Source organism: Nocardiopsis dassonvillei subsp. dassonvillei DSM 43111, from assembly GCF_000092985.1.
Lineage (GTDB): Bacteria > Actinomycetota > Actinomycetes > Streptosporangiales > Streptosporangiaceae > Nocardiopsis > Nocardiopsis dassonvillei.
The window spans coordinates 179,338-205,741 of record NC_014210.1; the positions used below are offsets into that span (position 1 = coordinate 179,338).

Consider the following 26,404-nt stretch of genomic DNA (forward strand, 5'->3'; position numbering starts at 1 on the left):
GCCCCGGCGCCCACGGTGCCGTGAGAACCAGTGCGCCCGGCCCCCGGGCCCCGCGGAGGGGCGCCCGGGACGGGGTCAGCGGAAGTCCGCGCCGAACCCGAAGTAGGCCCGGGCCCTCGCCGGGATCAGCAGCAGGCCCGCGACCGCCAGGTTCAGCAGCAGCACCAGCACGTAGACCGGCAGCTGTTCGGGGTCGTAGACCACCACCGTGAACATGTTGAGCACGAGGACCACCGCCGCGACCATCTGCAGGAGCACGACGCCCCCGTAGACCAGACGCGACCGGGTCAACAGGGCGGGCGCCGCGACCGTCGACAGCAGGCCCCAGACGTAGAGCTGGGCCATGGAGGCCCCGTTCACCTCCAGGGACCCGCTGGTGGACTCCACGGTGAACAGCACCGCCAGGACCAGCAGGTAGAGCCCGTTGAGCACCAGCATCACGGCCGCGGTGACCACGGTCGCGGGCATGCCCGTCCGGGGGCGCTCCCACGGCATCTGGGCGCCGGTGGCCGGGCCGCCGCCGTGCCCGGGGAACATCCCCGGGTGCCCGGGGCCGCCGACCGGCTGGCCGGGCAGCGGGCCCCGCCCCGTCGGCGTTCCCGCGGAGGGGAAGGGGAGGGAGAACTGGCCGGTCGCCCCGGGGGGCGGTTGCGGCTCGGGTTGGCGGCCAGCTGCGTGCGGTGCCTGCGGGTTGGCCCCGGGACCCGTGCCCGGGCCGTGCGCCGCCGTGCCGCCGGGGAGGTTCGGGCCGGTCTGACCGCCCGGGAAACCGGGACCGTGGGGGCCGGAGGGGAACGCCGGGTTGTGGGGTCCGCCCGCGAACCCGGGGCCGCCGGGACCGTGGGGGGTGTGGGGCCCGCTCGGGAACGCCGGCCCGCCCCGAGGAGCGCCGGGGCTGTTCGGGCCGCCCGGGGCCGCGTGCCACGGCGGGTGGGGGCCGGTGCCGGGAGCGCCCTGGCCCGGACCCGCCTGACCGGGGGTCCCCGGACCCGCGACGGGGAACGGCGGTCGGTAACCCCCCGAAGGGCCGGTGGGCACGGCGCCGCCTGGCGCGCTCTGCGCTCCGGTGCCGGGAGCCCTCCACGAGCCGCTGTCCGCCTCCTGGGGGCCGGTGAGGGGCAAGGGCTGCCCCCCGGTGCCGGGGGAGTCCTGCGCCCCGGCGCCGACGCCGCCGTCGCCCTCCTGCGCCTGCTTCTCCCGCTCCAGGAGGGCCAGCGCCTCGTCGGGGCTGGGCCGCGCCGAGGCGTCCCGGGCCAGCAGCGCCGCGATCAGCGCCCGCAGCGGCGCGCTCGCGGGGCTGTGCTCCGCGTCGTCCAACGACAGCCGCGGAGGCATCGGCGCGGTCAGCACCGCGCTGATGATCCCCGTGATGCTCTCCCGTTTGAAGGGTGAGCGGCCCTCCAGGAGCGCGTACAGGGTGACGCCCAGGCTCCACAGGTCCGACGCGGGCAGCGCGCGCTTGCCCTCGAACCGCTCCGGCGCCATGTACTCGGGCGAACCGATGTACACGCCGGTCTGGGTGAGGGCGGCGCCGCCGTCGACGTTCGCGATCCCGAAGTCGGTCAGCACGGTCCGGTCGTCGTCGGTGAGCATGATGTTGGCGGGCTTGACGTCGCGGTGGGTGACCCCGCCCGCGTGCACCGCCTTCAGACCGCCGAGCAGCGACCTGGCGGCCTCCTCGACCCGCTCCACCGGCATCGGACCGTGGTGGTCCAGCTGGTACTGGAGGGACTTGCCGCTGAGCAGTTCCATCACGATCCACGGGCTGTCCTCGTGTTCGAGGACGTCGTGGACCGTCACCACCGCCGTGTTGCTGATCCGCGCGGTGGCCTGGGCCTCGCGCAGTGTGCGGGCGTGCGCCTCGGCGCGGGCCTCGGGGTCCATGCCCTGGGGGAGGAGGACCTCCTTGATGGCCACGTCACGCTGGAGGGAGGGGTCCCAGGCGCGCCACACGGTGCCCATCCCGCCGGCGCCGAGCCTCTCCCGCAGCTCGTAGCGGCCGACGGAGGAGTGACCGGAGGCGGACATAGGCGCGCATCCCTTCAGGGGGTCGGGAGAGGGGTGACGATGCGCAGGACAATCTATCCGAGAAAAGCCCTACAGCAGCACTTTGTGACACTCGTCCGTGTTTCCTGAACCATTCTCCCTCCATTGCGGACAGTTCCCCACACCCCGGTGTGGGGGTGGCCGGTAGCGGTCACCCGCGCGGCACGGTACGGCGCGGGGAGGGGGAACGGGACCCCTCGTTTCGGGTGTTCGCGAAATGTCATTCCGTGACCGCCGAGGCGATCTCCTCGGCCTCCCGGCCTGGCCGCTCGGACGTGCCCGGACAGTTCCACCGTGCCGATGTCGGGGAACTCCGTGGTGGGAGCGCCCGTCTCGACGGTCGGCGGATCCGTGGAGGGCGTGGCCCCGACGGCGTCGTCCGCAGAGTCGACGATGACGACGTCCCCGTGTGCCCCGCACAACCGTGATCCACCCTCCAGGCCGTACCCCTCGTGCAGAGGCGTCCACGCCGGGTCGTGCGTCCCCTCCAGGGGGTGGCTGCGCAGGGTGGGACCGAACCCGTCGGGCTCGGGGGAGGGGCCGACGGGCACGTACCTGGTACCGGCGCTCCAGGGGTCCTCGTGGAACCACATCTGTGCCGGTTCCCAGCGGGGCGAGTCCAACGCGGCGATCACCAGGGGGAAGGGGAAGTCGACGACGTCGCGCATGAGCTCGGCCCGGGCCCGTCGGGCCTCCTCCTCGGCCGTCATCCACGACATGCCCGCGAGCAGCAGCGACGCCGCGAGGACCGGGGAGAGCGGGAGGGCGAAGAGCTGTCCGGGTGGGAAGGGGCTGTTGAGTCGGAAGGGAACAGGGCGATGCCGTTGTGGACCTAGGTCAGGTTTCGGTCCTGCGGCAATGCGGACTCGGGGTTCCACCGAAGGCGGTTCTGGTATCGGGTGTCAGTCCGGTTGATGTCTCGGTGTCCGCTTTTGATGGTGAAACTGAGTGTGACGCCCCTCATAGTGCGGAGGTGGCTAGGAAATTGTGGCCTTGTGGTTTCTGGGTGTTTCGGAAGGCCGTTCGCACCCGCTACCTGCGCAAACGTTGGCAGAGGTCGTCTTTGTCCTCCGGGGTCTGGCCACATCGGGGGAGAGAAGGGGAAAACCCGACGCGTTGCGCCGGTTCCCCGACCCGCTGATGGCGCACCATAGAGGATGGGGTAGAGACATGCGGGGGCCTTGCGGTCGCGCACGGCCGCGTGCGGTGTGCACGCGTGTACGGGCGCATCGACGGGGCCCCGGTGTCTGCGAACATCGCCTTCGGCCGAACCACGACGCAGGAGCCAGCAGATGACGCATCAGCACGTCCGACGGCGGGGATGGCGACGCCTCCTGATGACGTTCCTCATGCTGACCGGTCTCGTCGTGCTGCCCCTCACCGGGGCCCAGGCGAACCCGCTGTGCCCGGGCGAGCCCGCGCCGCTGCCGGAGTCGGCGGGAAGCGGTTCCGACGGCCTGCTCGTGCCCCCGCAGTCGCAGTCCTCCATCGAGGGCTCCACGGACGGTCTGCCGCCCGACGCCAGCATGTACGGCCAGTACGGCACCGCCGGGCAGCAGTGGCACATGATCACCGAGTCCTGCGTCGACGGGATCAGCAACGGCGCGCAGGCGACCCTGGCCAACACGGCCTGGGACCTGTCCAAGACCATCAACCAGTCGACGATCACGGTGTACCAGGCCGCGACCTCCGACGGTCTCCTCGCCAGCTTCAACGAACTCGTCGAGAACGTGGTCGTCACGCTGAGGGAGGGCATCTGGCGTCCGCTGATCCCCACGGTCGTCATCCTCGGGGCCCTGTGGCTGGGCTGGTACGGGCTCATCCGGAAGCGGATGACGCTCACGATCGAGTCCAGCGTCTGGATGGTCGCGGCGACGGCCCTGGGGCTGTGGATCCTCGTCAACCCGTCCCAGATCATGGGTATGGCCAGTGGCCTGGTGAACTCCGGCAGTCAACTGGTGACGAGCACGATCGGGCAGGTGCCCTACGGAGGCGGTTCGGGGACATGCCCCTCAGGGGCAGAGCCACCGGAGCGCGCTGATTGGGAGTCCGAGGCCGACTTCCAGGTCAGGCGCAACGCGGACATGCTGTGGTCCAGTCTTGTCTGCCAGCCCTGGGTCGCCGGACAGTTCGGAAACGGGGATATCGCCGAATCAGCTGCACATGTCCATGGAACCGACCTGATAGCAGCTCAGGGAATCAGCAGAATTGAGCAGCAGCAGATCGCTGACGAGGAGATCGACGCCAACGAACTCGTTGCGGAGAAGCAGGAGGCCTATGAGGCCATCGCCGCTGACGTGCAGGAGTTCTATCCCAGCGTCTACCCTCTCTTCGCGGGTGATGACCAGGGAAGCCGTCTGGGAGTGGCCACGCTCGCGCTTTTCGCCTCGGTCTTCGCCGGGGGACTGATCCTCGCGGGCTCCGTGGCGCTCATCGTGCTGAAGATCGCCTTCCTCCTGCTCTTCCTCCTCGCTCCCATATTCCTGCTCATCGGCATCCACCCGGGTTACGGACGCATGGTCCTGCTGCGCTGGGTCGAGCTGATGATCGGTTTCCTGCTCAAACAGATCTTCGTCGTACTCCTGATCTCGCTCCTGGTCATGTGCTACGGCATGGTCATGTCCACCAGCCTCGGCTGGGGTCTGCAGATGATCCTGCTGGCGCTCTTCACCGTGGCCCTCTTCGTCTACCGCAAGCCCTTCGCGTACCTGTTCTCCTCGGTCAACGCGAACACCTTCACCTCGCGCATCGTCAGTGACGCCGCGCAGAGCCAGGCGCTCAGCCGGAGCGCTGTGGTGCTGCCGCCGGTCGCCAACCTCAAGGCGCAGGCCTGGGGACTGCGCCGGGGGCCGCAGATCGCCGGAGCGGCCGCGGGGGTCCCCGCGGGCGGGGGAGGAGTCCCGAACGGCGGTGTGGACACCGGGGTCGGCGACGAGGTTCCGGCCGACGGCGGTCCGGTCCGCGCGGACGGAGCGCGGGCACGCGGCACCGCCGGGTACGGCAGGGTCCGCGACAACGCGGCCCCGCCGCTCAACGTCACCAGGAGCGCTCCGGCCGGCGGCGGTGGCGGCACCCGGCCCGCCGGGTCCGCGCGCAGCGGTGACCAGGCGCCGAGCCTCTCCGGTGGCAGCGCCTCCGGGGCCATCCCGCCCCGACCCAGCGGCGGCTACACCGGCACCGGCGACAGCGGCTGGGCCTCCGTGTTCGGCACCGCCTCGGGAGGCCGTGGCGGGTCCGAGCGCCGGGACGGCGGTGGAAGCAGTGGCGGCGGTTCGGTGTTCGGCGGGGGCGCCCCCGCGGCCGGGAGCGGACGCGCCGCGAGTTCCGAGCGGCCCGAACCCAGTACCGGCCAGGGCATCTTCGGCGGACGCGCGGACACCCCGGCCCGGGGCAACCCGAACGCCCGGGCGTCGCGCTGGGGCTCACCGAGGGAGCGGCGCGAACGCCCCGCCCCCCAGCGCCCCGCCCGTCCCGCGCCCTCCGGTGAGAGCCGGGGCCGGGGCGACGGCGACGGCGGTTGGCTGACCGGTTCCGGCAAGCGCAGGGACAACGCGCCCATCACCCCCTTCTGGGGGGAGAGCGCTTCTTCCACGACGAGGGACCGCAAGCGGGACGTCCCCTTCTGGTTGAACGACGACTGACGAACAAAGGCCCGAAGCGATGCCCAACCCTCTCCCCGAACGCGCCCAGCGGGCTGTCTTCACCGGACTGATCGTCGTGCTGGTCGTCTTTGGGCTCTACCTGAGCTTCGGAGGCTTCGGGGGCACCGAGGAGGACGGTCCCTCCGAGGCCTCCCCGGAACCCGGAACCGCCCAGGAGGAGTCGCCGGGCGGACCCGGCGGCCCGGACGGGCTGTCCACCGTCGAGCCGAGCCCGATCCCGACCACCGCCGCCGAGGACGTGGACGTCCTCGACTGGTTCCCCTTCACGGAGGCGGAACTCCAGGCGGCCGGTGCGGCGGCCCGGGCCTTCGCCGAGGCCTACGGAACCATCGACTACACCCAGTCCCCCGAGTCCTACTACGCCTCGATGGAGGAGCTTGCCACCCCCGAGTTCGCCGGGGTGCTGGCCGAGACCAGCAGGGTCGGCGCCTTCTGGAGCGAGATGTCCGAGGCCGGGGCGGTCGCCGAGGGGCGGGCCCAGGTCGACTCGGTACGGACCTTCGGCGCCGACTCGGTCACCTTCGTCGTGACGGCGCAGTCCATCACCGAGACGGGGAGCGCCGAGTTCGACGAGAACCTCGGCGAGTTCGCCGTCACCGTCGTACGCAGCGGCGGCTCCTGGAGGGTCTTCGACTTCCAGCCCGCCGACGCCGGGCAGTTCGGAGGGGAGGAGTGACCCCGTGATCTCCCTTTTCACCCGCAGGCCCTCTGACAGGGGCGCGGCGGGCCTGTGGTTCGGCGCAGCCGTCGCCGTCACGGTCGCCCTGATGACCGTGTTCGCGATGTTGGTGATCCCCGTGATCACCAACACCACCCAGCAGATCGGCTCCATGATGGCGAACGGGCTGGTCTGCGGGCCGGACACGGACGCCGAGCAGCCGGACGCGAGCGGCTACGCCATGGACTCCATTCCGGAGAACTACCTGCGGATCTACATGGAGGTCGGGGAGGACCGCGGGATCCCGTGGAACATCCTCGCGGGTGTGGGCCAGGTCGAGTCCCACCACGGGCGCTGGGAGGGCCCGGGGATCACCGAGGGGCACAACGACTGGGGTGCGGCCGGGCCGATGCAGTTCGGTTCCCTGGACGGCTCCGCGGCGGGCAACAGCTGGGGCGGCGAGCCCGTGCAGCCGGTGGACGAGCGCCCCGAGCAGGGGTACGGCGTCGACGGAAACGACGACGGGATCGTCAGCGTCTACGACCCCGCCGACGCGATCCCGGCCGCAGCCGACTACCTCATCGCCCACGGCCTGAAGGAGGACGTCCGGCAGGCCATCTACGGCTACAACCACGCCTGGTGGTACGTGGACGACGTGCTGGAGTGGGCGCAGCAGTACGCGGAGGGGGAGTACGACACGTCGGGTTCCATCGAGACCGCGGTCGCCTGCCAGCTCGACGCGCAGGGCGCCCCGATCGGGAGCGCCCCGGACGAGCTGACCCAGGCCGTGGTCGACTGGGCCCTGGCCCAGCGCGGCAAGCCCTACGTCTGGGGCGGCGTCGGCCCGAACGGGTTCGACTGCTCCGGTCTGATGCAGAAGGCCTACGAGAGCATCGGCGTCACCATTCCGCGGATCTCCCAGGACCAGTGGGGTTTCGGCCCCGAGGTCTCCCAGGGGGAGGAACAGCCTGGCGACCTGGTGTTCTTCCATGTGAGCCGGGCGGGGGAGCCCCCCGGCCCGGGGCACGTGGGCATGGTGATCGGCGACGGGCTGATGGTCGAGGCCTGGTGCACCAACTGTGGTCCGATCGCGGTGCGCGAGTACGATGACCCCAATCGTGCGGACATCATGGGTTTCACGCGTCCGCTGGAGCACCCGGACGTGCAGGCCCAGTTGGAGGCGCAGGACAGTCGTGGTTGACCAGAAGGCACCGCCCGGCAAGCAGGGGCTGCACGGGTGGAAGGCCGCCGCGGCGGTTTTCGGGTGCGGAACCCTGGCTGCCTTCGGGGCTTTTGGTGTCGTTATCGCTGTACTGGGGACATTCATCTCCACCCTGACGTCAGGGGTCGGACCGGAGGAACGGACTCCTGACGGCGCCGGTTCTGTCGCTGCCCAGCCGACCGCGCCACGGGAGGAGTTCCTGGAAGACAGGTTCGATCTCTGCGAAATCGTTGATTCGATCTCCGCGATTCAACTCAGTCTGACCTCGGGGTCCGAGGAACCGAAAGACGAGTCCATAGACGGTGGCCCTCCTGAAGAGGGTAACCTGGTCCGCTCGGGTTCGTGTGGTGGGATCGTCCGGCCTGATGCGACGTATGCGGTTCCCTGGGAATTCGAATTCTCCTACCGTGCCATCATCTACTCTCCTGAAGATAATCGAGACGAATTAGCTCAGGTGGATCTGGAAACTTGGGCTGACGAGATCGAGTCCTCTGGTCGCGTCATCGAGGAGAGTGGGCCCTATTCCATGGTTGATGAAGCACACTACTTCTATGGCATTCCCGAGAGTGGAGAAGGGAAATTCTACACTGTGGTCGCCAGGAAAAGGAGTGGGGTTTTCATAGTGAACATGACCGCGGAGGACGGTGCTTCGGCAGCGGAGTTCTCGCACGAGGTGATGAAATTGGAGACCCGTTTGGACAACGACCTAGGCACTATGATCCCAGAGTGAGGCGGCAGGGCGGAACCCATCGTCCTTCCCACGTCCACGGCACCTGGACCGTCGTGGGCATCCACGGCTCTGGTCCGGTCAGGCGACTCCGGCCATGAAGTGGTGGCGGCACAGGGTCGCGTACGACTCGTTGCCGCCGATGTGCACCTGCTCGCCCTCGTAGATCATGACCCCGTCCACCACGCGCGCGTTGTGGGTGGCGCGGCCGCCGCACCAGCAGCGCGCGGACACCGGCAGGACCTCGATCTTGTCGGCGAGTTCCACCAGGCGCTTCGAGCCGGGGAACAGCTGCCCCTGGAAGTCGGTGAGGATCCCGTAGCAGTACACGTCGATCCGCATCCCGTCCACCACGCCCGCGAGCTGTCCCACCTGCTTGTAGGACAGGAACTGGGCCTCGTCGCAGATGACGTAGGGGGCCTTGCGGTCGGCGATGTCGTCGTACAGGTCCAGGTCGTCGCCCACCTCCACGGCGGGGGACTCCAGGCCCAGGCGGGACGAGATGATGCCCGCTCCGGCGCGGTCCTGCTTCGTGTACAGCACTCCTTCGCCGCCGCGTGAGTGGTGCTCCTGGAGGGCCATCGTGCTCTTGCCCGAGTTCATCGAACCTGTGAAGTACTTCAGCTCCGCCATGTCTCTTCCTGTGTCGCGGGCGCTGGCGCTGTCGACGGCTCGGGCTCGTCACCGTGTCGGGCTTCCTGCCGTGGCCAGCAGTGAACATACCAGTGACGTGCGGGACCTCCCGAACCACCGCCCGCCCGCCTTGCGCATCCCCGTTCGCCGCTTCCTCCTCCTCGCGGCCCCTCGCGTCCTCCTCGTCGGGAAGGGCCCTTCCCGACGAGGAGGACGCGAGGGGCGCGGTGTTTTCGGTCTCACCGCCTTCGGACACTGATCGGACCGGAAGCCGGGGGTATGGGATGCGGCACCTGCCATTTCCCCTTCCTGCGCCTTCTGGGCGGCCGTCGGAACCGTGAGGGTGCGCCTTCTGTGAAGTGTGGGCACGGGGTGTGGTCGTGTCTGCCGGTGTGAGCGCGAAGCTGTACACGCCCGACCAAAGGCAGGCGCGCCGCGCAGAAGTTGAGTCCGCTTAGATATATTTGATGCCCCATGTCCGAATCGCTCGGAAGTGGAATTGGCGAGGGGGAAGCGGCATTGCGGCGTGCTCAGGTCACCAGGCTCGTGGAGAGTCAGTGGTTCTCCAACATCGTGCTCGCGGTGATTCTGGTCAATGCCGTGATTTTGGGTTGGATGACTTATGGGGGTTCCGCCCTTCCGTATCTGGTGGTCATCGAGTACGTCGTCATCGGCGTGTTCGTCGTCGAGATGATCCTCAAGATCCACGCCTGGCGGGGACGGTTTTTCCGGAGCGCCTGGAACTGGTTCGACTTCCTGGTGGTGCTGGTCTCGGTGATCCCGGCCACCGGCCCGTTCGCCGTGCTCCGCATCCTGCGGGTGCTGCGGATCCTGCGGGTGATCACCGCCGTCCCGCAGATGCGGCAGATCATCACCGCGCTGTTCAAGGCCATGCCGGGGGTGGGAACGGTGATCGGCCTGCTCCTGGTGGTCATCTACACCTCGGCGATCATCGCCCACCAGCTGTTCGGTGAGGCCGTGCCGGTGTTCTTCGGCAATCTGGGCACGTCGCTGTACACGATGTTCCTGCTGATGACGACGGAGGGCTGGCCGGACGTCTCGGACGCGGTGCTGGCGGAGCATCCGACGGCCTGGATCTTCTTCGTGTGCTACATCGTGCTGACGGCGTTCATCATGCTGAACCTGGTCATCGCGGTGATCGTCACCTCCCTGGAGCAGGAGATCAGCGAGGTCCGCTGGGCCGAGGACCAGCAGTTGGAGGAGGTCCAGCACGAGGCGGTCATGGCCCGCCTGGTGGAACTCGGGCAGCAGGTCGAGCGCCTGGACCGGATGCTGCGCGAGCGGGACGCGGACCCCGGCGCCGCCGGCCTTCCGGGGAGCGTCCAGGCGGACCGGGCGACCCAGACAGCCCAGGCCGTCCGGACGATCCAGCCCGGGGAGCCGGCCGAGTCCGTCCGGCGCGGGAACGGGGACGCGGCGCAGCCGCCGCCTCCCTCACCCCTGTAGCCGAACAGACGCGGGCCCGGAGGCGGGCTGCCGGGTGTCCGCGTGCTCGTGTCACGCCCCGCGGACCAGAGGCGGCGACACGGGCGGGGGAGGGCGTGGGCGCTCGCAGCTCCCGGCCACGAACGGTGTCGAGGCGGGTAATCCGCCCGGAGGCGGGGGACGAGTCTTCCTCCGGCCCCGCCCGCGGAGTCCAGCGGCTTCCCCGACCCGGCGGCCTCCGGGCCTCCATGCTCCGCGAGGCTTCCTGACCCCGTCTGTCATCCCGAACTGCTAGGCATGAAGGCAGTATTTCACCCCCTGAAGCCCGAGAAGAGAGCCCTCATGCCCGACCTCACCGAGTTCGCGGGTCTGCCCGTGGTCGAGTTCCCCGCCAGCGGCACGTGGGAGGAACGGCTCGAACGTATCCGGGAACGGGGCGGCGACCCGCGCGACCCCGCCTCCAGGGCCTGGCGGCTGCGGACCAGCGAGCACCTCCGAAGGCCCCCCGAGGACAAGGGCGCCGACTACCTCGCCCGGTTCCTGTCCGAGGTGGACACCGGGCAGTTGACGGCACTCGTCATCGGCGAATGGGGTTATGCCTCCGACGGGGGTCTGTACCAGGCCGCGGACCTGCTGGTCGAGCACGCCGACGCGCTGCCGAACCTGCGCTCGGTCTTCTTCGGTGACATCACCTTCGACGAGTGCGAGCTGTCCTGGATCTCCCAGCCCGACCTGGCGCCGCTCGTGGCCGCCTTCCCCCGGTTGGAGGAGCTGACGGTGAAGGGCGCCGACGGCATGGAGGGGCAGCTCGGGCTGCACGTGCCCTCACACGAGGCGCTGCGCTCCCTCACCCTGGAGAGCGGGGGCCTGCCGGGCCGGGTCGTGCGCGAGGTGGCGTCCTCGGCTCTGCCCGGGCTGGAGCACCTGGAGCTGTGGCTGGGGATGGAGGAGTACGGCGGCTGCGCCTCCCCGCAGGATCTGGCGCCGGTGCTCTCGGGCGAGGCGTTCCCCCGGCTGAGGTACCTGGGCGTGCGCAACGCCGAGCACTGGACCGAGTGGGTTCCGGTGCTGGCCGGGGCACCCGTCGTCAAGAGACTGGAGGTGCTCGACCTGTCCCTGGGCATCCTGACGGACCAGGGCGCCCGGGAACTCGTCGACCGGGCCGAGGCCTTCTCCGGACTGCGCAAGCTCGACCTGCACCACCACTTCCTGAGTGAGGGGATGGTGGAGCGGGTGCGGGCCGCGTTCGCCGGAACCGGGGTCGAGCTCGACCTCGACGTCGGAAGGGACGAGGAGGACCGGGAGGACGACGAGGACGAGGAGCCCTACTACTACACCGCGGCTTCCGAGTGACCGGGCCGCGCGCCCGGAGGGAACGGTCCGACCGGTGAGGAAACGGCCCGGTGGGGGCGGATCGGGGGCCGTGCGTCATCGCCCGTCGCCGTGTGTACCCGGAGGGCGGGTTGGGCAGTGGGATCCCGGCAGCGGAAAGACGCGACACCGAGGAGGTTGTCATGGCTGAGCCCGAGAGCCCGCTCAAGGACAAGAACTACAACCTGGTCTGGGCCGTCCACCAGTCGCTGGAGAACGTCTGGCGCCTGGAGGGCTACATCAAGGACGCCGAGAAACAGGGCGACGACGAGCTCGCCCAGTGGTTCCGCCGGATCCAGGAGAACAACCAGAAGGCCGGCGAGCAGGGCAAGAAGATGCTCGTCGAGCGCATCAAGAAGGAGAACGGCTGACCCGGCCCGCCGCGCCCCGGACGGGGCCGGACAGGAGAAGGCGCCCCCGGTTCACGACCGGGGGCGCCTCCCTGTGCGCAGGGACTCCGCGCGTATCCGCGCGTGCCCGCCCCAAGGCCCCTCCTGCGGACGGCGGCTCCGGGCCGGGTCCTGCCACGGGGCCGCCCGCGGGCCCGTCCGACACCGCGGACGTGGCCGCTCCCGGCCACGCGACCGGACCCTTCGCCCCTGGTTCCGGCCCCCGCCGCACGATAGGAACGGGCTGGGACGGACTCCGCGAAACCCTGGGAAGGCTGCTGTCCATGAGCGACGGGCCGCACGACGACCGCTGGACCTCCGGGAAACGGAAGGAGACCAGGGCGGAGCTGGCCTACTTCCACGTGGGCGGGCACCGCGAGGACCTGAGCGGACGTACCTGGTCGGAGTACCCCGTCCTGCCCCTGCCCCCGCACGAGGCGGACACCGGCGAACACCCCGAACTCCGCGGAAGGAGGTTCGTCGAGGTCCCCGAATCCGGCTGGCACGCCCTGGTCGCCTGGGCGGTGGGCCCCGAGCACGCCGTCCGGTGCCCGGAGCGGCACCCGCCCTCCCCGGTGCACGTGACCTGCGAGAACCGCGGCAGGCGCGTCCAGCGGTGGGAGGAGAGGACGCGCACCGACCGGGCGGGCGTCGACCGCGGTGTCGACGACTTCCTGACGGAGGCCGGGGTCCCGCACCAGCCGTGCGGGTACCGGTGGTTCGCCGAGCTGCCCGGGGGGATCCGCGACGGCGACCACCTCTTCGGCTCGTTCTCCTCCCACCTGGCGTCGGTGGGCTCGAACGAGCAGGACCCGCCGGGGATGCGCCGGTCCATGAGGAACCTGGCCCGGCGCCTGTACGGGGACGCCGGACGGTCCGCGCTCCCGGACTCGCTCGGCGGCTCCTGAGGGGTGTTCGGGGGCGGTCCCGCGCGGCGGAGCGGAACCCTGGACGGCGGGGTGCGAGCGGTCGGGCTACCCGCACGGCGCGGCGGTGCGAGGGACGGCGCGAGCGGGTGAGCGGAACCCGACCCGGGTGGCGGTTCCGGGCGTGCCCGGCTGTCCCCGGGGGCTGCTAGGCATGGGGGAACCACCTCCACCTCCCCGGAAAGAGAGCCCCCATGGCCGATCTCACCGAGTTCGCAGGCCTGCCCGTGGTCGAGTTCCCCGCCGAGGGCACGCGTGAGGAGCGGCTCGAACAGGTCCGAAGGCGCGGAGGGGACCCGCGCGACCCCGCGTCCACGGCCTGGCGGCTGCGGACCAGCGGAAGCGACGGCAGGCGTCCCGAGGACGACTACGACCAGTACTTCTCCCTCTTCATGTCCGAGGTGGACACCGAGCGCGTGACGGCGCTGGTCCTCGGTGACTGGGTCAGCCCCGACCAGTGCGGTCCCGAGCAGGCCGTGGAGCTGCTGGCCGAGCACGCCGACGCGCTGCCGAACCTGCGCTCGGTCTTCGTCGGCGACATCACCGCCGACGAGTGCGAGCTCTCCTGGATCAACCAGGGGGACATGGCACCGCTGCTGGCCGCCTTCCCCCGCCTGGAGCGGCTGGCCACCCGGGGCGCCGACGGTATCCGGGGCGGGGGCGGCCTCAGCCTGCACGTGCCCTCCCACACCGGCCTGCGCTCCCTCACCCTGGAGAGCGGCGGTCTGCCGGGCCGGGTCGTGCGCGAGGTGGCGTCCTCGGGTCTGCCCGCGCTGGAGCACCTGGAGCTGTGGCTGGGGATGGAGGACTACGGCCGCGACGTCTCGCCCCGGGACCTGGAGCCGGTGCTCTCGGGCGGGGCGTTCCCCGGTCTGCGGTACCTGGGCGTGCGCAACGCCGAGGACGTGGACGCGTGGGTCCCGGTGCTGGCCGACGCGCCCGTGGTCGGTCGCCTGGAGGTCCTGGACCTGTCGTTGGGCGTCCTCACCGACCGGGGAGCCCGGGCGCTCGTCGAACGGGCCGACGCCTTCGCCGGTCTGCGCAGGCTGGATCTGCACCACCACTACCTGGACCAGGAGGCGGTGGAGCGCGTGGGCGCCGCGTTCGCCGGGAGCGGGGTCGAGGTCGACCTGTCCGATCCCCGGGAGCCCGAGGACTACGGAGACGGCGAACTGGAGTACTACACCGCGGCGGCGGAGTAGCCGGGACGCTCGGGGGACCGGTCGGCCGGGGCCGGGCAGGGCGGGGGCGGGCCCGCGCCGCCTCACGCGGTGACGGCCTCCACGAGGTCGCGGCGCTCACCGGGCTCCTCGGGGCGCAGCGCCCGGGACACCCCGAGCAGGTCGGTGGGCGTGCCCGGCTCCGGGAGCAGGCTCGCCACCGTGCCGTCGTCGAGGTGCGTGCGCAGCTCGCTCGGGTGGCCGTCGGCGTGGTGCACGACCACCGCCTCCCCCAGGTCGCGGCACCACGTGCCGGGGAAACCGCAGCCCGCGTCCAACCCGGCGTCGGCCGAACGCGTGCCGTCCCACGTCAGCACGTGCAGCGGCGCCCCGTTCCCGTCGCGGTAGGTCAGGCGCAGGCCGTCCTCCACCTCGTGCACCTGGGCCAGCGACCATCCCGGGTGGTCCAGCACCGCGATGGTCCGCTCGAAGGACATGATCTGCGCGCGCGAACGCTCGTCGGCCGCCCGCGCGAGCACCGCGTCCTCCACGGCGGGCAGCGCCGCGAGCAGGACGGCGACCACCGCCACGGCGGGCAGCACCCCCGGCCGCCAGCGGTCGGAGGGCCGGTCCAACAGCATCGACGCGCCCATGCCCAGCGTCGCGACGGTCCCGGTCAGGAAGGCGGTGTTGGCGGCGGTCCCCCAGGGCAGCGTCATGACCTCCGGGGCCAGGAACGCGACGACCACGGGTGTGACCATGGCGGTGGCCGTCACGAGCGCGGCCGACGCGAAGGGATGGTTCACGCCGGACCTCTCCAACCACTGGGACGCCAGCCAGAACATGAGCAGGACGACCCCGGCGACCACCGGCGCGAGCAGCAGCGCCCCCTGGCCCGCGCCGCTCAACGTCAGGGCGCGGGCGGTGTCCCAGATCCCCACGGGGAACAGGGACATCAGCGGAGCTCCCACCAGGCACAGGGCGAGGACCGCGCCGACCGCGGCGACCCGGGGCCGACCCGATGGTGCTCGTGGCTGCACACCGTCCAAGGCCGCATCATCCTCCTGGCGGAAATGACACGTTACGCCTGTTGTGACTTGGGGGCCAGATGTGCAAGGTGGGATTTCGGGTTGACCCTGAAGCCCCCGGAGTCGGCGGCGGACCAAGAACCGGTGATCCGTTTCCCCCGCGGCGGTGGACAGCCGTCCCGGCCGCTGCCCCGCCGCCGCGCCCTACTCGCCCAGCTGGCGGCGGAACGGCCTGCGCGCGGCGTTGAACTGCGCCCAGGACGGGTCGAGCTGGCTGCGCAGCTTGACCTCCCCCTCGGACCAGTCCGTCAGCACGGCCTCGAACTCGGGCAGCACGCCCGAGTCCGGGTCCAGGTAGTAGCGGTAGTCACGCCTGCCGCCCACGGTCTGGCGCATGAACAGCGCGCCGTTGTCCCCCAGCACACCCGAGATCCGGGCCTCCAGGTCGTCCAGCGCCGAGGCGGAGGCGCCGGCGGGCAGCTTGTCCTCGTCCGTGTGCGTGTACGGCACGATCACCTGCACGAACAGGGTGAACGCCGGGAAGTCGCGACGGGTCAGCGGGTGGCGGAGCAGGATCTCCACCGCGCCCTGGAGGGGGATGCGCCCGTGCAGCGTCGCCCAGCCGCCCGACCCGCCGAGCATGTCCGCCATCTGCCGCACCACGGCGGGCATCGACGTGGGCGGCAGCGGGTCCAGCGGCGGCTCGTCCAGCGGCGCCGTCTCACCGATCCACCGCACCCGGTCGTCCTCGCCCAGCGCCAGCAGGGTGACGTGCTCGGCCACGGCGGCGCGCGTGCTCTCGGGCAGGAACATGTTGTCGGGGTGGTACACGCCCACCTCGACCTTGCCGGTCGCGTGGTCGACCCGCATGGACACCGACACGTGCGACAGGTCGAGCTCGTGGTCGTCCAGGTTGACGGTGGAGGACAGCTGGTCGTGGTCGGCGGGCCGCACCGGCCGGAACAGCCACCGGGAGTCCTCGGGGGCCGAGCGCGCCCAGCGCTCGGACAGGATGCGCGCCTCCTCCGAGCCGCCGGGGCGCAGCGTCAGGGCGTAGGCGGGGCCGTCGGTCAGCCGGGAGGGGTCGTCCAGGGCGGCCAGCTGCTCCAGGAGCTTGCCCGGGTCGACGTCGGTCGACAGGTCGAGGTCCTCCAGGCCGCCGCTCGGCTTCGGGGCGCGGCCCACCTCCCACTCCATGTCCGGGTGGATGGAGCGGACCAGCGCGGTGACGCGCTCGGACACCTCGGCGGGCACGGGCTGGTCCGACTCGACCGCGCTGGCCAGGGCCTCGCGTTCGGCGGGCCAGGCGTCCCAGAAGGCGGTCACTGAGGAGGCGGAGTCGGTGGAGCGGCGACGACGGAACAGAGCCATGCCCCGATTTTCGCAGAAGCGGACGACCACACTCGCCGTCGCGCCCGGGGGCCGCCCGGCGGACGGTTCGCCCTCCCGAGGCCGCGGCCTGGTTCCCCGCCGGGCGTCGCCGTTGACCCCCGGTCGGAGGTTCCCGTCCCCCCAGGCGGGGACTCCGTCCCCTCCACGAGCGCATACCCTGGACCCACTATGACTTTGCGTGTACTCGCCGCCATGTCGGGCGGGGTCGACTCCGCGGTCGCCGCGGCCCGTGTGGCCGAGGCGGGCCACGACGTCACCGGTGTCCACCTGGCGCTCTCCAAGAACCCGCAGTCCTACCGCACGGGCGCTCGCGGCTGCTGCACCGTGGAGGACTCCCACGACGCGCGGCGGGCCGCCGACGTCATCGGCATCCCCTTCTACGTCTGGGACATGTCGGAGGAGTTCGACCGCGAGGTCGTACAGGACTTCGTGGCCGAGTACGAGGCGGGCAACACCCCCAACCCCTGCCTGCGCTGCAACGAGAAGATCAAGTTCGAGGCGGTGCTGGACCGGGCCGTCGCCCTGGGCTTCGACGCCGTGGCCACCGGACACCACGTCCGCAAGGTCGACGGGCGCCTGGTGCGCAGCGTGGACGCGGCCAAGGACCAGTCCTACGTGCTGGGCGTGCTCAACGCCGAGCAGCTGGAGCGCGCGGTGTTCCCGCTGGGGGACTGCACCAAGGACGAGGTGCGCGCGGAGGCCGAGCGGCGCGGCCTGTCGGTGGCGGACAAGCCCGACAGCCACGACATCTGCTTCATCGCCGACGGTGACACGGCGGGCTTCCTCAACCGGCGCATCGGCGAGCGGCCGGGGCCGATCCGGGACGAGGACGGCACGGTGGTGGGCACGCACAACGGCTCGCACACCTTCACCGTGGGCCAGCGCAAGGGCCTGGGCCTGGGCGGCGCCGCCCACCCGCGGTACGTGCTCTCCATCGAGCCGGTCGACAACTCCGTCACGGTGGGGCCGCGGGCGTCCCTGCGGGTGGACGCCATCACCGGCGTGCGCCCGGTGTGGAGCGGCAGCGAGCCCCTGACCGAGCCGACCGACTGCCACGTGCAGCTGCGCGCCCACGGCGAGGTCTACCCGGCGAGCGTGTGGCAGCGCGAGGCCGACGGCGGTCCCGAGCTGGTCGTCCGGCTGGCCGAACCCGCGACCGGCGTGGCCACCGGGCAGGCCGTGGTGGTCTACCAGGGCGACACGGTGCTGGGATCGGCCACGATCTCCGCCACCTCCAGAACCGGCGCCGCGGTCTGAGGGTGCCGGTGCGGCGGTCCGGGCGGGCGCGGGGACGTGCCGCCCGGGGGCGCGGCGGCGGAGTGGGCTGTCCCACCTGGTTCGTCGCCCGCGATCCCTTGCCGAACTTAGGTAAGGCATAGCATAGTTGCGGGGCGAGGTGAGGGGGCCTGCCCATGCCGGAGTTCGATTTCCTCGACGGCCAGCCGTTCTGGATCGTCTACTTCACGCTGCTCGGCGTGGTCCTGTGCCGTGCCCAGGCCACGTACTGGATCGGCCGCGGCCTGGGCGCCGGGGTGACCCGCAGCCGTATGGGCGCCAGACTCGGCCCCCGGCTGGACGCCGCCCGGCGGCGCATCGACCGCTACGGCGCGCCCGTGGTCACCCTGAGCTTCTGCACCGTCGGCGTGCAGACCGCCGTCAACCTCGCCGCGGGCGCGATGCGCATGCGCTTCCCGCGCTACCTCGCCGCGATGTTCGTCGGCTCGCTGATCTGGGCGGGCCTGTGGGGCGTGGTCATCGGCGGCCTGGTGGGCACCTGGTTCTCCCTGTTCCTGGACTCGCCCTGGGCGGCCCTGGGCGTGGCCGCGCTGGCCTCGGCCGTCGTGGCCGTGATGGTGCTGCGCGCCCGCCGCTCCCGCGCCGCCGAAGAGCCCTCCGAGGAGCCCGAGGACGCCACCGACGCCCACCGCGCCTCCGCGGGTTAGCCCCGACGCGTCCCGACGGTAGCGCCTGACCGGGGCGCGTTGCCCTAACCTTGGGCGATGTGAGCGAACAGCACCCCTACCCCTGGCCCGCGGCGTCCTCCACCGGGGTCGGGTCCTGGCCGGGCGAGGACCCCGACGAGGCGATGCGCACGGTCCTCGGCGAACTCCCCGACCTGCCGCACCTGCCCGAGCTGCCCGCGCGCGGCGTCGGCGCCGACATGGTCGGCCGCACCTGCGGCCTCCTGGTGGAGTTCCCCGTGCAGGTCCAGCCCAGCGGCTGGCGGGTCGCCGACAGCCCCGGACGCGACCTGGGCCGCGCGGCCAGCCTCATGTCCTACGACCTCGACGCCCTCACCGAGCACGCCCACGGCTTCACCGGCACCCTCAAGGTGCAGGTCGCCGGGCCGTGGACCCTGGCCGCGTCGGTCGAACTGCGCAACGGCCAGCGCCTGGTCTCCGACCCGGGGGCCTGCCGCGACCTGACCGAGTCCCACCTGGAGGGCGTCCTGGCGCACCTGGGCGAGGTCCGCAGGCGGGTCCCCGGCGCCCGGCTCCTCGTCCAGGTCGACGAGCCCTCCCTGCCCGCCGTCCTGCTCGGCGCCCTGCCCACCGCCAGCGGCTACGGCCGCCTGCCCGCCGTCGACCGGGTGCGCGTCGAGGCCGCCCTGCGCGTCCTCTTCGCCGCGATCGACGCCACCGGGGCGGTCCCCGCCGCGCACTGCTGCGCCCCCGGAGTCCCCGTCGACCTGCTGCGCCGCAGCGGCGCCCGCGCGCTGAGCCTCAACGCCCTCCTCCTCACCCGCGACCACGACGAGACGGTCGGCACGGCCGTGGAGGCGGGCACCGGACTCCTGCTCGGCGTGGTCCCCTCCAGCGACGGCGCCGAGCCCGCGAGGACCGCCCGAATGTCCGACCCCGCCGCTACTGTCGATCCTGTTCGCGAGTTGTGGAACCGGCTGGGATTCTCCCCCGACCTGCTCTCCCGCGCGGTGGTCACCACGCCCACGTGCGGGCTGGCGGGCGCCTCACCCGGCCACGCGAGGGCGGCCCTGAACGCCTCCCGAGCCGGTGCCCGGGTCCTGCGGGACGAACCCCGAAGGTAGCGCCCGCAGCAGGCGAGCACGAGAGCGAGAAAGGTACCGAGTGAGCGCGCCCGACACCACCACCGACATCCCCGACGAGGTTCGCGCCCGGCACACCGAGCTGTGCCAGGAACTGGACGACCACAGTTACCGGTACTACCTGGGCACACCGGTGATCTCCGACGCCGAGTACGACACCCTCATGCGTGAGCTGGTCGGCATCGAGGACTCCTACCCCGCCCTGGCCACCCAGGACTCGCCCACGCAGAAGGTCGGCGCGCCCATCAGCGTCGACTTCGCCGCGGTCGAGCACCTGGTGCGGATGGAGAGCCTGGGCAACGCCTTCGACGTCGACGAGCTCAACGCCTGGGCCGACCGGGCCAGCGCCGAGGTGCCCGTCAACGGCTACCTGTGCGAGCTCAAGATCGACGGCCTGGCCGTGGACCTGGTGTACGAGAAGGGCCGCCTCGTGCGCGCCGCCACCCGCGGCGACGGCCGCGTCGGCGAGGACATCACCCTCAACGTGCGCACCATCGGGGTCGTCCCCGAGCGCCTGGACGAGAGCGTGCGCCCCGCCCCCGAGCTGCTGGAGGTGCGGGGGGAGGTCTTCCTGCCGGTGGAGGACTTCGGAAAACTCAACGAGCGCATCACCGCCTCGGGCGAGCACACCCCCTTCGCCAACCCCCGCAACGCCGCCGCCGGGTCGCTGCGCCAGAAGGACCCCCGCGTCACCGCCACCCGGCCGCTGTCGATGATCGTGCACGGCGTGGGCGCCTACTCTCCGGCGAAGGACGGCGGCGGGGAGGTGGCCTTCACCAGCCAGTCGCAGGCCTACCGGCTGCTGGGGGAGTGGGGGCTGCCGCTCAGCGACCGCTACCGGGTCGTCACCACCATGGACGAGGTCCGCGAGTACGTGGCCCACTACGCGGCCCACCGCCACGAGCCCGCCTACGAGATCGACGGCATCGTCATCAAGGTCGACGACTTCGCCCTCCAGCGGCGCCTGGGCTCCACCAGCCGCGTCCCGCGCTGGGCGATCGCCTACAAGTACCCGCCCGAGGAGGTCACCACCCGCCTGCTCGACATCAAGGTGGGCGTGGGCCGTACCGGGCGCGTCACCCCCTACGGGGTCATGGAGCCGGTGGTCGTGGCCGGGTCCGAGGTCGAGTTCGCCACCCTGCACAACGCGCGCGAGGTCGAGCGCAAGGGCGTGCTCATCGGCGACACCGTCGTGCTGCGCAAGGCGGGCGACGTCATCCCCGAGATCGTCGCCCCGGTGCTCGACCGCCGCGACGGCACCGAGCGGGCCTTCGCCATGCCCGAGTCCTGCCCCGAGTGCGGCACCACGCTCGGCCAGCAGAAGGAGGGCGACGTCGACCTGCGCTGCCCCAACGCCCGCTCCTGCCCGGGCCAGCTGCGCGAGCGCCTGTTCTTCGTGGCCAGCCGCAAGGCCCTGGACATCGAGGCGCTGGGCTACGTGGCCGCCACCGCCCTCACCCAGCCGCTGGAGCCCGCCCGGCCGCCGGTGCGCGACGAGGGCGACCTGTTCGACCTCACCGTCGACATGCTGCTGCCCATCCGCACCCACGTGCTCGACCCCGACACCACCGAGCCCAAGACCGACCCCAAGACCGGCGAGCCCAAGGTGGTGTCCTTCTTCGCCAACAAGAAGGGCGAGCCCAAGAAGACGGTCGAGAAGCTCTTCGAGCAGCTGGAGGAGGCCAAGTCCAAGCCGCTGTGGCGTGTGCTGGTGGCGCTGTCCATCCGGCACGTGGGTCCGCGCGCGGCGGAGGACCTGGCCCGCCACTTCCGCTCCATGGACGCCATCCGCGCGGCCAGCGAGGAGGAGCTGGCTGCGGTCGACGGCGTCGGCCCGACCATCGCCGCCTCCATCCGCGAGTGGTTCTCGGTGGACTGGCACGCCGAGATCGTCCGCAAGTGGGCCGACGCCGGGGTGCGCATGGAGGACGAGGACGACGGCTCCAGGCCGCGCCACCTGGAGGGGGTCACCGTGGTGGTGACCGGATCCCTGGAGGGCTTCAGCCGGGACGGGGCCAAGGAGGCGATCGCCGAGCGCGGCGGCCGGGCCACGGCGTCGGTGTCCAAGAAGACGGGTTTCGTGGTGGTCGGCGACAGCCCCGGCTCCAAGTACGACAAGGCCGTCAAGCTGGGGGTGCCGGTCCTGGACGAGGAGGGCTTCCGCGTCCTTTTGGAGGCCGGTCCCGAGGCGGCCGAGGCCATGCGGGTCAACCCCGCGCCCCGGGAGCCCGGGACCGAGGACGCCGAGGCCGGGGCCACGGGGACCGAGGGCGCGACCGGGACCGACGCCGTCCCCGGAACGTCCGAAACCGTCGCCGACGCCGAGGAGGCCGTCAGGGACGAGGCCTGAGGGCACGGGCCGCTCCCGCCGACCACGGCCGCGGAACCGGGGCGTACCGGGCCCGCGGCCGTATCGGACCCGCGTACCTTTTCGGGGATCCCTCACCGCGCGCAGCCCCGCCTTGGTTAACTGATAGTTCCTGGCAAGCGACAGTTGGTGACGAAACCGCGTAAGGTGGACAGCAACGCACAGGATGCGGGTGTATCCGAAACCGGAATTCGGCCATGAGGGGTGGCCGGGTGCTGGGAACCCCGAGCAGGAGCGGCGGCGCCGTCCGGCGCCGCCGTACTCCGCGGCCCCCTCGCAAGGACCAGGCATGAAGGATCCCAACAGCACAAGGGACATCGGTCCCCGGGTCGGGACACCGCTCTGGCTGTACATGCTGGGCGCCACGGCCGCCGGGGCGGTCCTGCTCCTCGTCTCCGGACTCGGCCTGCGCACGGACGAGCTGCGCGCTCTCGCCGTCGAACCGCTCACCTGGGTTCTGCTGTGCATGATCGTCCTCGGCGAACTGCGCCCCCTCACACTCCCCGGCCAGGCGCCCGGCGACGGAGTGCCCACCTCGCTGCCCTTCTCCCTCGCGCTCGTCATCCTGCACGGCCTGCCCGTGGCCGCCCTGGCCCAGGTCACCGCGACCGCGGTCTCCGGGTTCGCGCGCGGCCACGCCCCCCACCGCATCGCCTTCAACGCCGCCCAGTACACGCTCTCGCTCGGCGTCGCCGACGCCGTCCTGCGCCTCCTGCTGCCCGGAGCGGTCCAGGGCACGTGGCTGCCCGCCGCGGGCGAACTCCTGACCGTCGCCCTCGCCGGGGCGGGCTACTTCGCGGTCAACCGCGTCCTGGTCCTGTGCGCGGTGGCCATGCACGAACGCGTGCCCCTGCGACAGGTCATGTCCAAGGGCCTGGCCCAGCAGGTGCACGTCAACAGCGTCCTGCTCAGCCTCGCCCCGCTCGTGGTCGTGGCCGCGACCCACTCGGTGCTCTACGTCCCGCTGTTCGCGCTCCCGCTCGGCGCGCTCTACACGAGCGCCATGCTGTCGGTCCAACGCGACCACCAGGCCAACCACGACGAGCTCACCGGCCTGGCCAACCGCAAGCTCCTCACCCTCCGGGCCCGCGAGGAGATCGCCCACGCCCAGCAGCGCGGCGGCAGCGTCGGCCTGCTCCTGCTCGACCTCGACCGGTTCAAGGAGGTCAACGACACCCTGGGCCACCCCACCGGCGACCGCCTCCTCCAGACCGTCGCGCGCAGGCTCACCCACAGCGTCCGACCCGGAGACCTCGTCTCCCGCCTGGGAGGGGACGAGTTCGCCGTCCTGCTGCCCCAGGTCCGCGACAGCGCCTCCGCGTGCGAGGTGGCCTTCCGGCTGCGCGGCGCCCTCGCCGAACCGGTCCGCCTGGACGGCATGGACTTCGACCTCCAGGCCAGCATCGGCATCGCCCTGCACCCCCACGACGCGCCCGACTTCGCGCTCCTCATGCAGCGCGCCGACGTGGCCATGTACGTCGCCAAGGCCGACCGCACCGGTGTGGAGTCCTACGACCCCGGCAAGGACCGCAACTCCACCGCCCGGCTCAGCCTGTACACCGAACTGCGCCGCGGCCTGTCCGAGGGCGCCCTGGAGATGCACTACCAGCCCAAGGTCGACCTGGGCGACGAACGCCCCATCGGCCTGGAGGCCCTGGCCCGCTGGCGCCATCCCAGCCGCGGACTGCTCACCCCCGAGGAGTTCATGCCGGTCGTGGAGCAGTCCAACCTGCTGCGAGCCTTCACCGGCCAGGTCCTGGACATCACCCTGGCCCGCGCCGCCGGCTGGCACGCCGAGGGCCTCGACCTGCCTGTCGCCGTCAACCTCGGCGTGCGCGAACTGCTCGACCCCGCGCTGCCCGCCACCGTCGCCTCCGCGCTGCGCGAGCACGGCGTACCGGCCGACCGGCTGGTCCTGGAGATCGGCGAGCACGCGCTGATCACCGACACCGACGCCGCCACCGCGGCCGTCCGCCGCCTGCGCGACCTCGGCGTCGGCCTGTCCCTGGACGACTTCGGCACCGGCCACTTCACCCTCGCCCAACTCGCCGGTCTGCCCCTGGACGAGGTCAAGATCCACGAGTCCTTCACCGCCCGCCTGGTGGACCGGACCGACAACGGCCACACCGTCGTCCGCGCGGCCATCGCCCTGGTCAAGGCGCTGGGCATGCGCGCCACCGCCGAGGGCGTCCAGAGCGGCGAACTCGCCCGCGCCGCCCGCGACACCGGCTGCCACGCCGCCCAGGGCCACCACTTCTCCGCGCCGCTGACCGCGCGGGAGGTCGCCGACTGGGTCGCCGCCCGCGACGGCGGGACCGCGGCCGGCACCCGCGTCTGACCGGGGAGCCGCCGAGCGGCGCCGGCCCCGGGGACCGCGCCGGTCGGCCGACCGGCGTTCGCGGACCGACCGGCGCCGGGACCGGCCCCGGAGCCATAGGATTGGTCCCGATAGTCCTTCCGCCGAAGAAACGGTTCGCATTCCATGACCGCCATCACCCGCGATGAGGTCGCGCACCTCGCACGGTTGTCGCGGCTGGCGCTCGACGAGAGCGAGCTCGACACGCTCGCCGCCCAGCTCGGTGACATCCTGACCGCCGTGGCCAAGGTGCAGGAGGTCGCCCAGGGCGACATCCCGCCCAGCTCGCACGCCCTGCCGCTGACCAACGTCTACCGCCCCGACGAGGCCAGGCCCGGCCTCGCCCACGACCAGGCACTGGCCGGTGCCCCGGCGGTGGAGGACCAGCGCTTCCGGGTTCCGCGGATCCTCGGGGAGGGTGAGTAGCGGTGAGCGACGTCATCAGCCTGACCGCCGCCGAACTCGGCGAGGCCATCCGGGAGGGACGGGTGACCTCCGAGGAGGCCACCACCGCCTACCTGGACCGGATCGAGTCCGTGGACGGCGAGATCAACGCCTTCCTGCACGTGCGCCGCGAGACCGCGCTGGAGCAGGCCCGCGCGGTGGACGCCCGCCGCGCCGCCGGTGAGGAACTCGGCCCGCTCGCCGGTGTCCCGGTCGCCCACAAGGACGTGTTCACCACCAAGGACATGCCCACCACCGCCGCCTCGAAGATCCTCGAGGGCTGGCAGCCGCCCTACGACGCCACCGTCACCGCGCGCCTGCGCGAGGCCGGGCTGGTCATCCTGGGCAAGACCAACATGGACGAGTTCGCCATGGGCTCCTCCACGGAGAACTCCGCCTACAAGGTCACCCGCAACCCGTGGGACACCGACCGCATCCCGGGCGGCTCCTCCGGCGGCTCCTCCGCGGCCGTGGCCGCGTTCGAGGCGCCCCTGGCCACCGGCACCGACACCGGCGGCTCCATCCGCCAGCCCGCCGCCGTGTGCGGCCTGGTCGGCGCCAAGCCCACCTACGGCGGCTCCTCCCGCTACGGGATGATCGCCTTCGCCTCCTCCCTGGACACCCCGGGCCCCTTCGCGCGCAACGTGCTCGACGCCGCCCTGCTCCACGAGGCCTTCTCCGGGCACGACCCGCGCGACTCCACCTCCATCGACGCACCGGTCCCGCCGGTCGTGGACGCCGCCCGCCTGGGCGACGTCGAGGGCCTGCGCGTGGGCGTGGTCAGCGAGCTGGACAGCGACGGCTTCCAGCCGGGCGTGCGCCAGCGCTTCCACGAGACGCTGGAGCTGCTGGAGTCCCTGGGCGCGAAGATCGTGGAGCTGTCCTGCCCGAGCTTCGACGCCGCCCTGTCGGCGTACTACCTCATCGCGCCCAGCGAGTGCTCGTCCAACCTCGCCCGCTTCGACGCCATGCGCTACGGCCTGCGGGTGGGCGACGACGGCACGCGCAGCGCCGAGGAGGTCATGTCGCTGACCCGGGCCCAGGGCTTCGGCCCCGAGGTCAAGCGCCGCATCATGCTGGGCACCTACGCCCTGTCGAGCGGCTACTACGACGCCTACTACGGCAGCGCCCAGCAGGTGCGCACGCTGATCAAGCGCGACTTCGACGCCGCGTTCGAGAACGTGGACGTGCTGGTCTCGCCGACGACACCGACCACGGCGTTCCCGATCGGCGAGCGCGCCGAGGACCCGATGGCCATGTACCTGGCCGACCTGTGCACGATCCCGTCCAACCTGGCCGGGAACGCGTCGCTGTCGGTGCCGTGCGGCCTGGCCCCGGAGGACGGCCTGCCCGTCGGCTTCCAGATCATGGCCCCGCCCCTGGCCGACGACCGCACCTACCGGGTCGCGGCCGCGGTCGAGCGCGCGCTGACCGAGCGCGACGGCGACCTGCTGGCCCGCAGCCCCTACGCGGTCGCCCGCTAGGAACCAGCGGCCGCGGCGGAGTCGTCGA

Annotated in this window: 20 protein-coding genes; 16 read left to right on the plus strand and 4 right to left on the minus strand. The window is 71.9% G+C overall.

From position 1 onward, the window contains the following. Positions 1-75 precede the first annotated feature (75 nt). Positions 76-2,028 carry a protein kinase domain-containing protein gene (locus NDAS_RS29490; RefSeq protein WP_013151201.1) on the minus strand — a complete coding sequence of 651 codons (1,953 nt, stop codon included), beginning with the start codon at positions 2,026-2,028 and terminating at the stop codon, positions 76-78. A gap of 1,310 nt (positions 2,029-3,338) precedes the next feature. On the opposite strand from NDAS_RS29490, the gene NDAS_RS00740 reads away from it, so the two are divergent. Genes NDAS_RS00740 through NDAS_RS28440 form a run of 4 tightly spaced genes read left to right on the plus strand, consistent with a single transcriptional unit; the run spans position 3,339 to position 8,318 of the window. Beyond that, positions 3,339-5,687: a type IV secretion system protein gene (locus tag NDAS_RS00740; RefSeq protein ID WP_013151203.1), complete on the plus strand. Its 2,349-nt coding sequence runs from the start codon at positions 3,339-3,341 to the stop codon at positions 5,685-5,687. Positions 5,688-5,706: 19 nt separating this feature from the next. Further along, positions 5,707-6,384, plus strand: coding sequence for a hypothetical protein (locus tag NDAS_RS00745; RefSeq protein ID WP_013151204.1), 678 nt, complete (start codon positions 5,707-5,709; stop codon positions 6,382-6,384). A gap of 4 nt (positions 6,385-6,388) precedes the next feature. Next, positions 6,389-7,567, plus strand: a complete 1,179-nt coding sequence (locus tag NDAS_RS00750; RefSeq protein WP_013151205.1) for a C40 family peptidase — start codon at positions 6,389-6,391, stop codon at positions 7,565-7,567. After that, on the plus strand, positions 7,560-8,318 hold the full coding sequence (locus NDAS_RS28440; protein WP_126625038.1) for a hypothetical protein: 759 nt from the start codon (positions 7,560-7,562) through the stop codon (positions 8,316-8,318). The genes NDAS_RS00750 and NDAS_RS28440 overlap by 8 nt, the downstream gene beginning before the upstream one ends. Before the next feature lie 78 nt (positions 8,319-8,396). Here NDAS_RS28440 and NDAS_RS00760 read toward each other — a convergent pair whose 3' ends face one another. Continuing rightward, a complete protein-coding gene (locus tag NDAS_RS00760; protein WP_013151206.1) occupies positions 8,397-8,948 on the minus strand; it encodes a thymidine kinase in 552 nt (183 codons plus the stop codon). Positions 8,949-9,467: 519 nt separating this feature from the next. Between NDAS_RS00760 and NDAS_RS00765 the strand changes: the two genes are divergently transcribed. The 5 genes from NDAS_RS00765 to NDAS_RS00785 all read left to right on the plus strand — a co-directional run bounded on the left by NDAS_RS00765 (position 9,468) and on the right by NDAS_RS00785 (position 14,282). Continuing rightward, the gene (locus NDAS_RS00765; RefSeq protein ID WP_013151207.1) at positions 9,468-10,415 is read left to right on the plus strand and encodes an ion transporter; all 948 of its coding nucleotides are present in this window, start codon (positions 9,468-9,470) and stop codon (positions 10,413-10,415) included. A gap of 321 nt (positions 10,416-10,736) precedes the next feature. Next, a complete protein-coding gene (locus tag NDAS_RS00770) occupies positions 10,737-11,747 on the plus strand; it encodes an STM4015 family protein (protein WP_041552162.1) in 1,011 nt (336 codons plus the stop codon). Positions 11,748-11,908: 161 nt separating this feature from the next. Continuing rightward, positions 11,909-12,136: a hypothetical protein gene (locus tag NDAS_RS00775; protein WP_013151209.1), complete on the plus strand. Its 228-nt coding sequence runs from the start codon at positions 11,909-11,911 to the stop codon at positions 12,134-12,136. 302 nt (positions 12,137-12,438) lie between these two features. Next, the gene (locus tag NDAS_RS00780) at positions 12,439-13,062 is read left to right on the plus strand and encodes a DUF5956 family protein (protein ID WP_013151210.1); all 624 of its coding nucleotides are present in this window, start codon (positions 12,439-12,441) and stop codon (positions 13,060-13,062) included. A gap of 212 nt (positions 13,063-13,274) precedes the next feature. Then, positions 13,275-14,282 carry an STM4015 family protein gene (locus NDAS_RS00785; protein ID WP_013151211.1) on the plus strand — a complete coding sequence of 336 codons (1,008 nt, stop codon included), beginning with the start codon at positions 13,275-13,277 and terminating at the stop codon, positions 14,280-14,282. Between the two features lie 62 nt (positions 14,283-14,344). On the opposite strand, the gene NDAS_RS00790 is transcribed toward NDAS_RS00785, so the two are convergent. Together NDAS_RS00790 and NDAS_RS00795 are read right to left on the minus strand one after the other, a co-directional pair. Next, the gene (locus tag NDAS_RS00790) at positions 14,345-15,196 is read right to left on the minus strand and encodes a hypothetical protein (RefSeq protein WP_013151212.1); all 852 of its coding nucleotides are present in this window, start codon (positions 15,194-15,196) and stop codon (positions 14,345-14,347) included. A gap of 276 nt (positions 15,197-15,472) precedes the next feature. After that, on the minus strand, positions 15,473-16,639 hold the full coding sequence (locus tag NDAS_RS00795; RefSeq protein ID WP_013151213.1) for a DUF695 domain-containing protein: 1,167 nt from the start codon (positions 16,637-16,639) through the stop codon (positions 15,473-15,475). A gap of 189 nt (positions 16,640-16,828) precedes the next feature. On the opposite strand from NDAS_RS00795, the gene mnmA reads away from it, so the two are divergent. The 7 genes from mnmA (at position 16,829) to gatA (ending at position 26,376) form a co-directional block, all read left to right on the plus strand. Continuing rightward, positions 16,829-17,917: a tRNA 2-thiouridine(34) synthase MnmA gene (gene mnmA, locus NDAS_RS00800; protein WP_013151214.1), complete on the plus strand. Its 1,089-nt coding sequence runs from the start codon at positions 16,829-16,831 to the stop codon at positions 17,915-17,917. 155 nt (positions 17,918-18,072) lie between these two features. Next, complete coding sequence (locus NDAS_RS00805) at positions 18,073-18,603, plus strand: DedA family protein (protein ID WP_013151215.1); 531 nt, start codon at positions 18,073-18,075, stop codon at positions 18,601-18,603. 59 nt (positions 18,604-18,662) lie between these two features. After that, positions 18,663-19,706 carry a methionine synthase gene (locus NDAS_RS00810; RefSeq protein WP_013151216.1) on the plus strand — a complete coding sequence of 348 codons (1,044 nt, stop codon included), beginning with the start codon at positions 18,663-18,665 and terminating at the stop codon, positions 19,704-19,706. A 40-nt stretch (positions 19,707-19,746) separates the two neighbouring features. Further along, complete coding sequence (ligA, locus tag NDAS_RS00815) at positions 19,747-22,074, plus strand: NAD-dependent DNA ligase LigA (RefSeq protein ID WP_013151217.1); 2,328 nt, start codon at positions 19,747-19,749, stop codon at positions 22,072-22,074. A gap of 307 nt (positions 22,075-22,381) precedes the next feature. Further along, positions 22,382-24,430 carry a putative bifunctional diguanylate cyclase/phosphodiesterase gene (locus tag NDAS_RS00820; RefSeq protein WP_013151218.1) on the plus strand — a complete coding sequence of 683 codons (2,049 nt, stop codon included), beginning with the start codon at positions 22,382-22,384 and terminating at the stop codon, positions 24,428-24,430. 144 nt (positions 24,431-24,574) lie between these two features. Beyond that, positions 24,575-24,874, plus strand: a complete 300-nt coding sequence (gene gatC, locus NDAS_RS00825) for an Asp-tRNA(Asn)/Glu-tRNA(Gln) amidotransferase subunit GatC (RefSeq protein WP_013151219.1) — start codon at positions 24,575-24,577, stop codon at positions 24,872-24,874. A 2-nt stretch (positions 24,875-24,876) separates the two neighbouring features. Beyond that, positions 24,877-26,376, plus strand: a complete 1,500-nt coding sequence (gatA, locus tag NDAS_RS00830; RefSeq protein WP_013151220.1) for an Asp-tRNA(Asn)/Glu-tRNA(Gln) amidotransferase subunit GatA — start codon at positions 24,877-24,879, stop codon at positions 26,374-26,376. Positions 26,377-26,404: the final 28 nt, after the last annotated feature.